11 protein-coding genes are annotated in these 13624 nt (G+C 59.5%); 7 read left to right on the forward strand and 4 right to left on the reverse strand.

The window, feature by feature from the left end; all coding sequences use genetic code 11:
* Window positions 1-9 precede the first annotated feature (9 nt).
* Together ccoN and EDE09_RS10640 are read right to left on the reverse strand one after the other, a co-directional pair.
* Window positions 10-1629 carry a cytochrome-c oxidase, cbb3-type subunit I gene (gene ccoN, locus EDE09_RS10635; RefSeq protein ID WP_105371178.1) on the reverse strand — a complete coding sequence of 540 codons (1620 nt, stop codon included), beginning with the start codon at window positions 1627-1629 and terminating at the stop codon, window positions 10-12.
* Window positions 1630-1921: 292 nt separating this feature from the next.
* A complete protein-coding gene (locus EDE09_RS10640; protein WP_132410301.1) occupies window positions 1922-2656 on the reverse strand; it encodes a FadR/GntR family transcriptional regulator in 735 nt (244 codons plus the stop codon).
* Window positions 2657-2842: 186 nt separating this feature from the next.
* On the opposite strand from EDE09_RS10640, the gene EDE09_RS10645 reads away from it, so the two are divergent.
* On the forward strand, window positions 2843-3643 hold the full coding sequence (locus EDE09_RS10645; RefSeq protein WP_132410303.1) for an NAD(P)-dependent oxidoreductase: 801 nt from the start codon (window positions 2843-2845) through the stop codon (window positions 3641-3643).
* Window positions 3644-3772: 129 nt separating this feature from the next.
* Here EDE09_RS10645 and iolG read toward each other — a convergent pair whose 3' ends face one another.
* Window positions 3773-4762: an inositol 2-dehydrogenase gene (gene iolG, locus EDE09_RS10650; RefSeq protein WP_132410305.1), complete on the reverse strand. Its 990-nt coding sequence runs from the start codon at window positions 4760-4762 to the stop codon at window positions 3773-3775.
* 175 nt (window positions 4763-4937) lie between these two features.
* On the opposite strand from iolG, the gene EDE09_RS10655 reads away from it, so the two are divergent.
* From EDE09_RS10655 to EDE09_RS10680, 6 genes are all read left to right on the forward strand, one after another.
* Window positions 4938-5753 carry a MurR/RpiR family transcriptional regulator gene (locus EDE09_RS10655; protein WP_132410307.1) on the forward strand — a complete coding sequence of 272 codons (816 nt, stop codon included), beginning with the start codon at window positions 4938-4940 and terminating at the stop codon, window positions 5751-5753.
* A 132-nt stretch (window positions 5754-5885) separates the two neighbouring features.
* Entirely contained in the window at window positions 5886-7802 is a 1917-nt protein-coding gene (gene iolC, locus EDE09_RS10660; RefSeq protein ID WP_165924155.1) for a 5-dehydro-2-deoxygluconokinase, read from the forward strand.
* On the forward strand, window positions 7799-9619 hold the full coding sequence (gene iolD / locus EDE09_RS10665; RefSeq protein WP_132410311.1) for a 3D-(3,5/4)-trihydroxycyclohexane-1,2-dione acylhydrolase (decyclizing): 1821 nt from the start codon (window positions 7799-7801) through the stop codon (window positions 9617-9619). The genes iolC and iolD overlap by 4 nt, the downstream gene beginning before the upstream one ends.
* Before the next feature lie 2 nt (window positions 9620-9621).
* Entirely contained in the window at window positions 9622-10533 is a 912-nt protein-coding gene (gene iolE / locus EDE09_RS10670) for a myo-inosose-2 dehydratase (RefSeq protein WP_132410313.1), read from the forward strand.
* The gene (gene iolB / locus EDE09_RS10675; protein WP_132410315.1) at window positions 10530-11339 is read left to right on the forward strand and encodes a 5-deoxy-glucuronate isomerase; all 810 of its coding nucleotides are present in this window, start codon (window positions 10530-10532) and stop codon (window positions 11337-11339) included. The genes iolE and iolB overlap by 4 nt, the downstream gene beginning before the upstream one ends.
* 42 nt (window positions 11340-11381) lie before the next feature.
* Window positions 11382-12500, forward strand: coding sequence for a Gfo/Idh/MocA family oxidoreductase (locus tag EDE09_RS10680; RefSeq protein ID WP_132410317.1), 1119 nt, complete (start codon window positions 11382-11384; stop codon window positions 12498-12500).
* A gap of 90 nt (window positions 12501-12590) precedes the next feature.
* Here EDE09_RS10680 and EDE09_RS10685 read toward each other — a convergent pair whose 3' ends face one another.
* Window positions 12591-13622: an ABC transporter permease gene (locus EDE09_RS10685; RefSeq protein ID WP_132410319.1), complete on the reverse strand. Its 1032-nt coding sequence runs from the start codon at window positions 13620-13622 to the stop codon at window positions 12591-12593.
* Between the last annotated feature and the right edge of the window lie 2 nt (window positions 13623-13624).

Here is a 13624-nt window from a genome sequence, read left to right on the forward strand (position 1 = left end):
TCGGTTCCTTTATTCAGCCGGCTGCAGGGCGGGTGCGGCGCCTGGCACCGTCTCCTGCCGTTCGTAGCCAAGGATTGTCATCGTGACGTTGAATGCCATGAGGAGCGCCCCGGTGAGGAACATGGCGCCGCCGACTGCACGAAGGACGTAGTAGGGGAACATCGCTGCCACCGACTCTGCGAAGGAATAGACGAGGAAACCCTGGTCGTCGTATTCGCGCCACATCAGGCCTTGCTGCACACCTGCAACCCACATGACGGCGGCGTAGACGACGATGCCGAGCGTGGCGAGCCAGAAGTGCCAGTTGACGAGCTGCAGGCTATAGAGCCGCCGGCGGTTCCAGAGCTTCGGCGTGAGGTAGTAGATAGCGCCGAAGGTGATCATGCCGTTCCAGCCAAGGGCGCCCGAATGGACGTGACCGATGGTCCAGTCGGTATAGTGGCTGAGCGAGTTGACAGCCTTCACCGACATCATCGGGCCTTCGAATGTCGCCATTCCGTAGAACGCGATCGCCATGACCATCATGCGGACGATGGGGTCGGTGCGGATCTTGTCCCAGGCGCCGGACAGCGTCATCAGGCCGTTGATCATGCCGCCCCAGGAGGGCATCCACAGCATGACGGAGAAGACCATCCCGAGCGTCTGAGCCCAGTCGGGAAGCGCCGTATAGTGCAGATGGTGCGGACCGGCCCAGATATACATGAAGATCAAGGCCCAGAAGTGGATGATCGACAAGCGGTAGGAATAAACCGGGCGGTTAACCTGTTTGGGCACGAAGTAATACATCATGCCGAGGAAGCCCGACGTCAGGAAGAAGCCGACGGCGTTGTGGCCGTACCACCACTGGGTCAGTGCGTCCTGAACGCCCGCGAAAGCGGAGTAGCTCTTGACGCCGAGGAAGGAAACCGGGATCGCAAGGTTGTTCACCACATGCAGCATCGCGATCGTCACGATGAAGGAGAGGTAGAACCAGTTTGCCACATAGATATGGGGCTCTTTGCGCTTCAGGATGGTACCCAGGAAGACCAGGAGATAAGCGACCCAGACGACCGTGAGCCACAGGTCGACATACCATTCCGGTTCGGCATATTCCCGGCTTTGGCTGATGCCCAGCAGATAGCCGGTTGCCGCCATGACGATGAAGAGCTGATAACCCCAGAAGACGAACCAGGCGAGGTTGCCGCCGAAAAGCCGAGCGCGACAGGTGCGCTGTACCACATAGAAGGAAGTGGCGATCAGCGCGTTGCCGCCGAATGCGAAGATGACGGCCGAGGTATGGAGCGGGCGGACGCGGCCGAAGTTGAACCAAGGCTCGATGTTCAGATCGGGAAAGGCGAGCTGCAGTGCAACGACGACGCCGACGAGGAAGCCCACGACGCCCCAGAAGACGGTCGCGATGGTACCGTATTTGATGACTTCATCGAAATACTCGGACTGGACCGAGCTCTTCGAGGTTTGCCCCGCGGGCGCGAAGGAGATCTTGCGGAGCATGACGACCGTGCTGACGAGCAGCACGAAAAACAGGACCCACATATGGGCGGCGAACAGGCTGTCATAGGCGAAGGCGGCTCCAAGCAGAGCTAGAAAGGTGCCGACGGCCAGAAGAATCGTTTCGGAGACGTAATTCATGGTCTTGAGCCTCGCAACGCGAATCCGCGGTGCTGGTTGAGAGATTGCTGACCATCATCTGCTGACACACAGCTTGAAGAGACGCTTTGATTTGCGTCAACATCCTGCTCGAACGCAGGTGTGAGGCGATTTCGCAGACCTGGCCTGCCGCCGAGGATGGAATGGAGATGAAATTCTGCCTGAGGTAGGTAAAAGCGGCGTCTAGCGCGGATATCTTTGTCGCACTGGTCTATTAAAGCGCGGGAGCATCATATTATGATGCAGCATATCTTATAATATGTCTTGGGAAACCTTACCCTCGGCGCATCATGGCGCGATATCGCAATTGGCTTCCACGGAGATGGGTGCGCATCCTCTCCCGTGCAGCAGAATCGTTTCCGTCGGCGATGGCTTGGGCGATGTCGGCATGTTCGCTTTGGATCTGCGACAGATATTCCCGAGACATTTCCGCATCGTCTTCCTGGAGAAGAGAGCGCGGGATCATCTGCCGGCCAATCGATTCCAGGAGGTCGCGAAAGCGGGGGTTGTTGGTCGAATCGGCAATTGCCATATGAAAGGCCCGGTCGCTGTCGACGGTCGATGAACCGGCTGCGATCTGTCGGTTCATCATATCCAGACACTCGAAAATATGCTCTTGCTGTGCCGGCGAGGATCGGCTCGCAGCGAGGCCCGCAGCCTCGATTTCGATTGCAGCGCGCACTTCAAGCATCTCGATGATGGACGAGACCCGGTGAATGTCGACGCCGTGAAACGCCTTTTGCGGTCCGGTGTGAGGGGCAAGAACAAAAACGCCGACACCATGGCGCACTTCCACAAGTCCGTCGGCGCGAAGAGACGCAATTGCCTCCCGGATGACAGTTCTGCTGACCTTGTACTGGTCTGTCAGGCCGCTTTCACTCGCAAGCTTGTCTCCCGGTTTCAGCTCACCCATAGTGATCGCGTTTCGCAGCTGCTCTCCAATGGCTTCGACCAGATTGCGTCCCTTGCGCTCGCGGAGTTGCAAAGCGGTGTTGTCGGTTCGTTTCAAGGTAGATTGCTCCCGAGCATGCCATGTCTTCCTGTTGAGATAGTCGGATGGACCAGCCCCCTTTTGTCAAGCGCCGAGAAAGAAATCCGTTGACGGCCCTCGAGGCTCTTATAGTATAACATAGGGTATGAGATATGATAACATGAGAGATGACGGCATCGCAGCCGATCTCTCGGGGAGGGGCGGATGCTCAAGAAACTTCTTTTAACTGGCGCAGCGGGCGGCGTTGGGCGGGCAATACGGCCGATGCTGGGAGAGCTTGCCGAACACGTGGTCGTCTCCGATATCAGCGAGATAAGCGATGTCGGCGGGAGAGAGACCTTCATCCGCTGCGACCTTGCCGATGCGGCGCAGGTGGCGGAAATGCTGGACGGCGTTGATGGTATTATCCACCTGGGCGGCGTCTCGGTCGAACGCAAGTTCGATCTGATACTGCAGGGAAACATCCTTGGCCTCTATAATCTCTACGAGGCGGCCCGCCGCAATGGTAAGCCCCGTATCGTATTTGCAAGCTCGAACCACGTCGTCGGCTATTACCGGCGTGACGAGCGGCTGGACAGCACGGTCGTCCCCAGGCCGGATTCTCTCTACGGCGTCTCGAAGGTCTTCGGAGAGGCCATTGCCAGCCTCTATTTCGACAAGTTCGGCCAGGAGACGCTGTCGGTGCGTATCGGGTCTTGCTTCGAAAAGCCGATGAATACCCGAATGCTAGCAACCTGGCTCAGCCACAGGGATTTCGTCTCGCTTTGCGGCCGTGCTTTCGACACGCCCCGGCTCGGTCATACGGTGGTTTACGGTGCGTCGGCCAATGACGAGCAATGGTGGGACAACCGCAATGCGGCTTTCCTTGGCTGGAAGCCGCAGGACAGCTCGGCAAAGTGGCGAGTGGAAGTAGAAGCGGCGGCCGGCAAGGAAGATCCGGCAAATCCCGCGGTCATCTATCAAGGCGGTCCGTTTACGTCCGCGGGTCATCCGGACGATGAATGACGGCGATCCGCGGGCTGCCGTTTGACGTGCGTGCCGCGGGTGAAAGAAGCTCCCCAACCGGCAGGAGACGGCGGCAAGCGTGGTTCGCCTGCCGTTTCCTCCGATACCCCAGACTTGCAGCCCGCGCGGCTAGATCTTCACGATCGCCCCTTGCTTGGCGGAGCGAAGTGCCGCGTCGGCAAGTTGCAGTGCAATCAGCCCGTCTTCGGCCGAGGGAGAAGGTGCCGTTCCGTTTTCCAGACTGTCGATAAACGCGGAGATCTCCGCCGCGTAAGCGGCGGTGTAACGGGTCATGAAGAAGTCGTGGAGCGGCGGGCGCGTGTAGCCGCCCTTGTTGGCGACCTCGATCGACACCGGGCGCTGATTTTCCGCGGATACCGAACCCAAAGAGCCATGGACCTCAATGCGTTGGTCGTAACCATAGCTGGCGCGACGGGAATTGGAGATAAGGCATTGGCGCCCGCTCGCTGTCGTCAGGATGAGGCTAGCGCTATCGTAGTCGCCCAGTTCGCCGATTTTCGGATCGACCAGAACCGCGCCGGCAGCGATGACGGAGACAATCTCTTGGCCGAGCAGAAAACGCGCCATATCGAAATCGTGGATGGTCATGTCGCGGAAAATGCCGCCTGAAACCTTGATATATTCCGCCGGCGGCGGACCCGGGTCGCGGCTGGTGATTGTCACCATTTCGACTTTGCCGATTCGGCCTTCATCGATTGCCTGACGTACCGCGCGGAAATGCGGATCGAACCGGCGATTGAAACCGAGCATCACCTTCGCGCCGCTCTTGCGGACGGTCTCAAGGCAGGCTCTGGCGCGGTCGACATCGAGGTCGATCGGCTTTTCGCAGAAGATCGCTTTGCCGGCCTTTGCAAAGCGTTCGATAAGATCTGCATGAGTGTTGGTCGGCGTGCAGATGATGACCGCGTCGATGTCTCGATCCGCCTCGATGTCTTCAATGCTGCTGACCCTGCAGCCGGCACTGTCGGCGATTGCCTGGGCGGCTTCAGTCACTGCATCGACCACCGCCACCAGCCTGGCGCGCTTGTCCTCGGCGATTGCCCGGGCATGCACCTTCCCGATGCGTCCTGCGCCCAAAAGCGCCAGCTTGGTGACCATGGTCGTTCTCCCACAAAATCGGTCGCGTCTGTGGCCCTCTACGATCTCTGTTCCGCTGATGCTGGGAAAAGCGAATTCGTGGTCGCGAGGATCCATTCTCGATTTGGAATATATTTTCTATTCTGCTAGATGTTGATCCACCTTATGTCAAGCGCGCGATTGGAGGCACAGAAGTATGAATGAAGGGGCCGGTCCGACCACCATCAAGGCCTTCGAGGAGCGGCTGCTGGAAGTAGCGGAACGCCTTCCGAAGCGGCTGCGGCAGTGCGCCGAATATGTGGCGGCGAACAAGGACCGGATTGCTGTCTCGACGGTGGCCGAGATGGCGGAGGGTGCCGGGGTACAACCGTCTGCATTCATGCGGTTCTGCCAGATCATGGGTTTCTCCGGCTTTTCGGAAATGCAGAAGCTCTTTCGCGAGTCTTTCGTCGGGGGCTGGCCGGATTACACGACGCGCCTTCAGCACCTGCGCGAAAAAGCGGAGGGAAGCCCCTCGGCGCTGCTGGCGGAGTTCGTCGAGGCGGGACGCATGTCGCTCGAAAATCTCTTCAAGACGATCGAGCCGCAGAGCCTCGAGCAGGCGGTACAGGTGCTGGCCGACGCGCAGATGATTCACATCATCGGATTGCGACGCTCATTTCCGGTGGCCAGCTATATGGCCTATGCCTTCGAGAAGATGGACGTACCGGCCATGCTCCACAGCGCCGTCGGAAGGCTCGATAACCGCAATGCCATCCGTCCCGGTGATGTGCTGCTTGCCATCACCTTTTCTCCCTACTCGGCGGAAACGATTGAACTCGTGGAGGCGGCGCAGGCACGAGGTGTTCCGGTTGTCGCTTTGACGGATACGATCGTCAGCCCCCTCCGCAAATATGAAGCCATCACCCTGTCGGTTTCCGAGGTGGACTTTGGCGCCTTCCGCTCGCTGTCCGCTACTCTCTGTCTTGCCATTGCTTTGTCCGTGGCGGTGGGCACGCGGCGTTCTTCCTGAATATTCGTGTTGAAATTCTACAAAATAGAATTTATAGTCCATATAGACGACGGAGGAATGATGCGCCGGTAGATGCGCCATTCGAAATGGCTGGCGGAGTGCAACAGCTTCGCAGCCGGCAGGGAGGAAAATTTGACGTCACTCGATCTCATCACGATCGGCAGGTCATCCGTCGACCTCTACGGCGCTCAAGTCGGGGGGCGTCTGGAAGACATGGGCTCTTTCAATAAGTATATCGGCGGCTCACCCACCAACATAGCCGCAGGCGCAGCGCGGCTTGGTCTGAAAAGCGCACTGATTACCCGCGTCGGCGCCGAGCATATGGGCCGGTTCATTCGCGAGCAATTGGTACGCGAAGGTGTCGACGTAAGGGGCGTGAAGACGGATCCGGAGCGCCTGACTGCGCTGGTCCTGCTCGGCATTCGCGACCAGAATCAGTTCCCCCTGATCTTCTATCGCGAGAACTGCGCCGATATGGCTCTTTGCGAGGATGACATCGATCCGGCACTGATCGCCGATGCCCGCTGCGTCTGCGTGACGGGCACGCATCTGTCCCATCCGCGTACGGAAGCCGCTGTGCTGAAGGCGCTGACCCTCGCACGGAAAAACGGTGCCCGCACAGCGCTCGATATTGATTATCGTCCTAATCTATGGGGCCTTGCGGGTCATGAGGCGGGAGAAAGCCGATTTATCGAGTCCGAGAAAGTGACCGCAAAACTGCAGTCCACATTGCGCCTGTTCGATCTGATCGTCGGCACCGAAGAGGAATTCCACATCGCGGGCGGCTCCACGGATACGCTCGAGGCGTTGAAGGCCGTGCGTAAGGTTTCCAATGCCGCTTTGGTGTGCAAGCGCGGTCCGATGGGCGCTGTGGTGTTCGAGGGAGACGTGCCCGACAGCCTGGAGCGGGGCCAGACCGGGGAAGGCTTCCCGATCGAAGTGTTTAACGTGCTCGGCGCCGGTGACGGATTTATGGCTGGTTTGTTGAAAGGGTGGCTGACGGACGAGGATTGGCCGACAGCCCTGAAATATGCCAATGCCTGCGGCGCCTTTGCCGTGTCGCGGCATGGCTGCACTCCGGCCTATCCCAGTTGGGAAGAGCTGCAATATTTCTTCAAGACCGGAATTCGCGAAAAGGCTCTGCGCAAGGATGCGGCCCTCGAACAGGTGCATTGGTCGACCAACCGCAAGGGCGACTGGTCGACCATGCGGGTCTTCGCCTTCGATCATCGCATGCAGCTCGAGGCAATGGCCGAGGAGGCGGGCGCGCCGGCCGACAGGATTGGTGCTTTCAAGCTGCTTTGCCTGGATGCCGCAAAGAGGGTCGCCGGCAACGACACCGGTTATGGCCTTCTTTGCGACGGCCGGCTTGGCCGCGATGCACTTTATGCCGCCGCTGGAACAGGCCTCTGGATCGGTCGCCCCGCAGAATGGCCCGGCTCCCGCCCGCTGACGCTCGAGCCGGAACTCGGCCTGGATTGCGGCGGGCTTGGGGAATGGCCCCTCGATCAGGTGGTCAAGGTTCTCTGTTTCTATCATCCGGACGATACAGCGGAGCTGCGGGCCGAACAGGAGGTGACTGTGAAGCGCCTGTTCGAGGCGGCACGCCGCAACCGCCTGGAAATGCTCCTGGAGGTCATTCCTTCCAAGGTCGGATCGTCGAATGACGAGACGGTCGGGAAGATCATCGATCGTTTTTACGAGATCGGCGTCTATCCCGACTGGTGGAAGCTGGAGCCGATGAAGAGCGAAGCGGCCTGGGCCAATGCCTGCGCGGCTGTGCAGCGAAACGATCCTTATACGCGCGGGATCGTGGTTTTGGGGCTCGATGCTCCGCAGGCGGAGTTGCAGGACAGTTTCCGCCTTGCTGCCCGCTTCGACCTCGTCAAGGGTTTTGCCGTAGGCAGGACGATTTTCGGGGAGGCGGCGCGCAATTGGCTGGCGGGCCGTATTTCGGACGATGAAGCCGTGGAGGATATGGCAGGGCGCTATCGCAGCCTGTGCCAAATCTGGGATGAGGCACGCGCCAGAACGGGAGAAGCGGCGTGAAGACAGTACGTTTGACGGCGGCACAGGCGCTGGTGCGCTATCTGGCCAACCAGCTGAATGAGGATGGCGAGACCTATATCGCAGGAGTATGGGCGATCTTCGGCCACGGCAATGTTGCCGGCATTGGTGAAGCGCTCTATGGCATTCGCGAGGAACTGCCGACCTATCGCGGCCAGAATGAGCAATCCATGGCTCATGCCGCGATTGCCTATGCCAAGCAGCTGCGCCGCCGCCGCGCCATGGCGGTGACATCCTCCATTGGCCCCGGCGCGACGAACATGGTGACGGCAGCCGCCCTTGCCCATGTCAACCGCCTGCCGGTGCTGCTGATCCCGGGCGATATCTTTGCCAACCGCGGCCCGGATCCGGTCTTGCAGCAGATCGAGGATTTCGGCGACGGCACGGTATCCGCCAACGATTGCTTCAAACCCGTCAGCCGCTATTTCGATCGGATCATGCGGCCGGAACAGCTTCTGACTGCACTGCCGCGTGCCATGCGCACCATGACGGATCCCGCCGATTGCGGTCCGGTGACGCTTGCCTTCTGCCAGGATGTGCAGGCCGAGGCCTTTGATTATCCGGTAGCTTTCTTTGAAAAAAAGGTTTGGCGCACCCGCCGGCCGGAACCCGATCGGAATGAATTCGAGGCGGCAGTGGCAGCCCTGAAGGCAGCCAAGAACCCGGTGATCGTGGCCGGCGGCGGCGTGCATTTCGCCGGCGCGACCGAAACGCTGACGGGTTTCGTGGAAAAGCACCGGATCCCTGTGGTGGAAACGCAGGCAGGCAAGTCGGCACTTGCCTGGGATCATGATCTGAATTTCGGGCCAGTCGGCGTAACCGGGGCGGAAAGCGCCAACTCGGTTTCGGAGAATGCCGATCTGGTGATCGGAATCGGGACGCGCTTTCAAGATTTTACCACCGGATCCTGGGCGCTGTTCAAAAACCCAGACCGCAAGATCCTTGCGTTGAACGTTCAGGCTTATGACAGCTCCAAGCACGATGCGATGCCCCTTGTGGCGGATGCGAAGATTGGGCTCGAGAAACTTTCGGCTGCTCTTGGCGATCACCGTTATGCTGCTCCGGATGCTTCACTGAAGACGGGCTGGTTCGCCAAGGCCGATGCGGCAACCGCGGCTCCCAAGGACGCCAACACGCTGCCGACGGACATGCAGGTGATCGGCGCCGTACAGCGGACCTCGCGCGACAATACGGTGGTGATGTGCGCGGCCGGCACGATGCCGGGTGGGTTGCATCAGTTGTGGAAGGCCAAGCTGCCACTCTCCTACCATATGGAATACGGGTTCTCCTGCATGGGTTACGAGATCGCGGGTGGCCTCGGCATCAAGATGGCGGAACCGGATCGCGATGTAATCGTCATGGTCGGCGACGGCTCCTACATGATGATGAATTCGGAGCTCGCGACAGCTGTTGCCATGGGCGCGAAGATCACCGTCGTGATCACCGATAACCGCGGTTACGGCTGTATCAACCGGCTTCAAGTCAGTGCCGGTGGCGCAGAATTCAACAATCTCTATGCCCACACGAATGTAAATCCGATTGCCATCGATTTTGCCGCGCATGCGGCGGCAATGGGTGCTGATGCGCGCAAGGTTTCATCGATCGCCGATCTGGAAGCGGCCCTCAATGCCGCCCGCGATGCCACCGTTCCAACTGTGATCGTCATCGATACCGATCCTTATCCGGCGCTCGATGCCGGTGGTTATTGGTGGGATGTGGCCGTCCCGGAAGTCTCGCCACGGGAAGAAGTCAAAAAGGCTCGGGTAGCCTACGAAGCCGCGCTCAAGGAAAGAAGCTAGTCATGATCCTCTACGGAACCAATCCAATCGCCTGGTCGAATGACGACGACCGTTCCCTCGGCGCTCATATCAGCCTGGAGCAATGCCTAGACGAGACGGCCAGGATCGGCTTCGACGGGATCGAAAAAGGCCACAAATTTCCGCAGCAGCCGGAAGCGTTGAAGGCGGTTCTCGAACCGCGCGGGTTGCGGTTCGTTTCGGGATGGCACTCGCTGAATTTGCTGACGAACTCCATCGAGGAGGAAAAGGCTGCGATGCAGCCGCCGCTCGACCTTCTGAAGGCGATGGGCTCAAGCGTCATCATTGTCTGCGAGACCTCCAATGCCATTCACGGTAATGACAGCGTGGCGCTGGTGGATCGCCCGAAACTCGCCGATGCCGACTGGGCAAAATTCGGCGCCGGCGTCGAGGCACTGGCGGAATTTGCCGCCGGGCAGGGGATCGCGCTCGTCTACCACCATCATATGGGTACCATCGTCGAGAGCGAGGATGAGATCGACAAGCTGATGGCAAATACCGGGCCGCACGCCAAACTGCTGCTCGATACGGGCCATTGCCTGTTCGGCGGCGGGAATCCGGAAGCGGTCGCTAGAAAATACATGAACCGAGTCGGTCATATCCACGCGAAGAATGTGCGGCCGGACATCGCCCGGCAGGTAGGCGAGGAGAAGTTGTCGTTCCTTGAGGGCGTACGCCGTGGCGTATTCACCGTACCCGGAGACAAGGAGGGAGGCGTGGATTTCCAGCCTGTCCTGAAGATTGCAGCGGAACATGGTTACGAAGGGTGGCTTGTGATCGAAGCCGAGCAGGATCCTGATGTCAGAAATCCTTTTGAATATCAGAGCCTCGGCTTGTCTTCGCTGAAAGCGATTGCGAAGGCGGCAGGCCTCGACAAGGCGGAGGCTGTGGCATGAGCAATCTGCTGCGCAAGCCGAAAGGTCGGGGCGGCAAGGTGCATGACGTCACGCCGAAGGACGCCGGTTGGGGATATGTCGGCTTCGGGCTCTACAGGCTCAAACCCGGCGAAACGGTCGGCGAGGAAACCGGAGAGACCGAAGTCATTCTTGTCCTGGTTCAGGGCAAGGCACGCGTCAGCGGGGGAGGCAAGGACTTCGGCGAGCTTGGCGATCGCATGAACGTTTTCGAGCGCAAGCCGCCTCACTGCGTTTATATTCCCGCAGGCGCCAAATGGAATGCGACCGCAAGCACCGATTGCGAACTCGCCGTCTGCACGGCACCCGCCAAACCGGGGCGTGAGGCTGCACAGATCGGGCCGCAGGGCCTGTCGCTCAATACGCGCGGCAAGGATGCCAATACACGCTATATCTATCCGATCGCGATGGAAGAGCGGGATGTTGCCGACAGCCTGCTGGTCACGGAAGTCTTCACGCCATCGGGAAACTGGTCCTCCTATCCGCCGCATCGACACGACGAAGACAATTTTCCAGACATGACTTATCTGGAGGAGACCTATTATCATCGGTTGAATCCGGCGCAGGGTTTTGGCTTCCAGCGGGTTTTCACCGAGGATGGCTCACTTGACGAAACCATGGCGGTTGAAGATGGGGACCTGGTCCTGGTGCCGAAGGGCCACCATCCCTGCGGTGCGCCCTATGGGTACGACATGTATTACCTGAACGTCATGGCGGGCCCGATCCGTAAATGGCGCTTCAAGAACCATCCTGATCACGATTGGATTTTTAGGCGCGACAATCCCTGACGCCTTCGTCCAGTCAGGTCACCAGCTAAGAAGGAGAATAGAATGGCTGGCTTGGGCGTCGGGCTGATAGGCACCGGCTATATGGGCAAATGTCACGCGCTCGCCTGGAATTCCGTGGCAAGCGTCTTTGGCGATGTGGATCGGCCCAGGCTTGTGGCGCTTGCCGAAGTCGACGCCGAACTCGCCGCACGCAAGGCGCGCGATCTCGGATTTGCCCACGCCACAAGCAATTGGCGCGATCTTCTGGCCGATCCGGATGTGGATGTGATCTCCGTCACGACGCCGAATGCCTTTCACGCCGAAATGGCCATAGCCGCGCTCGAGGCCGGCAAACACGTCTGGTGCGAAAAACCCATGGCGCCTCTGCTGGGCGATGCCGAGCGCATGCAGGCGGCCGCCGGACGGTCAGGCAAGATCGCTGCCATGGGCTACAACTACATCCAGAATCCGATGATCCGACAAATCAAGGGGCTGATCGAGCAAGGCGCCATCGGTGCCGTCAATCATGTGCGCGTTGAAATGGACGAGGATTTCATGGCCGACCCGCAGGCGCTCTTCTACTGGAAGAGTGAGGCGGCGTCCGGTTACGGCGCACTGGACGATTTCGCGGTGCATCCTTTGTCACTGCTTTTTACGCTCTTCGGCCATGTCGAGGCAGTCGTCACCGACATGGTCAAGCCTTACGCGGAAAGGCCGCTGCCGGACGGAGGAACTCGCCCGGTGGAAAACCACGATCTGGCGAGTGTCCTTTTCCGGTTGGAAGGGGGTATTTCAGGGGTGCTGATGGCGAACCGTTCCGCCTGGGGACGCAAAGGCCGTATCGCGTTGCAAATCTTCGGGTCGCAAGGCTCTATCCTGTTCGACCAGGAGCGGATGAACGAATTCGAACTGTACCAGAATTCCGGCGACAAGACGCAACAGGGCTTCCGGAAGATCCTGGCTGCACCGGATCATCACCCCTATGATCGCTTTATCCCGGCCCCGGGTCATGGCCTCGGTTTTAATGATCTGAAGATCATCGAGTGCCACGAATTGATCTCGGCCATCAACGGCAAGCCGGCGCATCTCATCAGCTTCGGGGATGGTCTTCAAATCGAGCGCTCCGTCCACGCCATGGCCCGTTCATTTGCGGAGCGACGTTGGGTGTCGGTGGAAGCCTGACGGCTCGCTGGCCAGTTATTCTGCTCAGTGGTTCTCCTCTAAAAAGAAAAAGGCGGCCGAAGCCGCCCAGATGTGCCTGATGGAGGACGCTCAAGCCTTGGCCCGCTTCTTCTGGCGATAAACGTCAGCAACGACTGCGGCGACAATGATCATGCCCTTGACGATTTCCTGGTAATAGGCGTCGACCCGCAGGAAGGTGAAGCCCGAGGTCATCACGCCGAGGATTACGGTTCCGATCACTGTCCCGGTGATACGGCCTGCACCTCCTGAAAGAGAGGTGCCGCCGATAACGGCTGCGGCGATGGCATCGAGTTCGTACATGACGCCCATGCCGGCCTGGGCGGTCTGCGCCCGGGCTGCGGTGACTACCCCGGCAAGGCCTGCCAGCATGCCCGCAATTGCATAGACCTTGATGAGATGGGCTTCGACATTGATGCCCGAGACGCGCGCAGCCTGTGTATTGGCGCCGATCGCGTAGGTGAATTTCCCATAGCGGGTATAGCGCAGTGCCACGTGGAAGATGAGGGCGACGGCCAGGAATACGACCACCGGCCAGATGCCCGTGCCGATGAAGGTGAAGCTGTCGCTGAGACCTGAGACGGGTTGCCCCTTGGTGTACCACTTTGACAGACCCCGGGCCGTTACCATCATTCCGAGGGTAGCGATGAACGGCGGGATCTTTGTCTTGGCGATGAGTTGTCCATTGATGTATCCGGCAAGCATGCCGGCTAAGACCCCGACCCCGATCGGGACGAAAAACGGCATGTCGGTCAGGCTTGGATAGAGGGCTCGGGGCCAGGTGGAGGCTTGGGCAAAACTTGCCGACAGCATGGCTGTCAGGCCGACGACCGATCCGGATGAAAGGTCGATCCCGCCGGTGATGATGACCTGCGTGACGCCGACAGAGATGATGCCGATCACGGAGACCTGCAAGATCATGATCGTCAGGCGCTGCTGGTTGAACAGGAAACTCTGGCCGATCAGAAGCCAGCCGAGTATTTCGTAAATGAGTGCAATGCCGATCAGCACCAGAAAGATATTGGCCTCCGGTGGCATGCGTCGGTTCCGGCGGCGTGCCGGCGTTGCCTTGAGACTGCCTTTGGCCGCAGCGTCAGTCGTCATTT

Source organism: Neorhizobium sp. S3-V5DH (genome assembly GCF_004343065.1).
GTDB classification, from domain to species: Bacteria; Pseudomonadota; Alphaproteobacteria; order Rhizobiales; family Rhizobiaceae; genus Neorhizobium; species Neorhizobium huautlense.

What these genes read in the sequence shown, in the direction of transcription:
- ccoN (WP_105371178.1), bottom strand. Translation starts at nt 1,629, where the DNA reads ATGAATTACGTCTCCGAAACGATTCTTCTGGCCGTCGGCACCTTTCTA.
- EDE09_RS10685 (WP_132410319.1), bottom strand. Translation starts at nt 13,622, where the DNA reads ATGACGACTGACGCTGCGGCCAAAGGCAGTCTCAAGGCAACGCCGGCA.
- EDE09_RS10680 (WP_132410317.1), top strand. Translation starts at nt 11,382, where the DNA reads ATGGCTGGCTTGGGCGTCGGGCTGATAGGCACCGGCTATATGGGCAAA.
- EDE09_RS10645 (WP_132410303.1), top strand. Translation starts at nt 2,843, where the DNA reads ATGCTCAAGAAACTTCTTTTAACTGGCGCAGCGGGCGGCGTTGGGCGG.
- iolB (WP_132410315.1), top strand. Translation starts at nt 10,530, where the DNA reads ATGAGCAATCTGCTGCGCAAGCCGAAAGGTCGGGGCGGCAAGGTGCAT.
- EDE09_RS10655 (WP_132410307.1), top strand. Translation starts at nt 4,938, where the DNA reads ATGAATGAAGGGGCCGGTCCGACCACCATCAAGGCCTTCGAGGAGCGG.
- iolG (WP_132410305.1), bottom strand. Translation starts at nt 4,762, where the DNA reads ATGGTCACCAAGCTGGCGCTTTTGGGCGCAGGACGCATCGGGAAGGTG.
- iolE (WP_132410313.1), top strand. Translation starts at nt 9,622, where the DNA reads ATGATCCTCTACGGAACCAATCCAATCGCCTGGTCGAATGACGACGAC.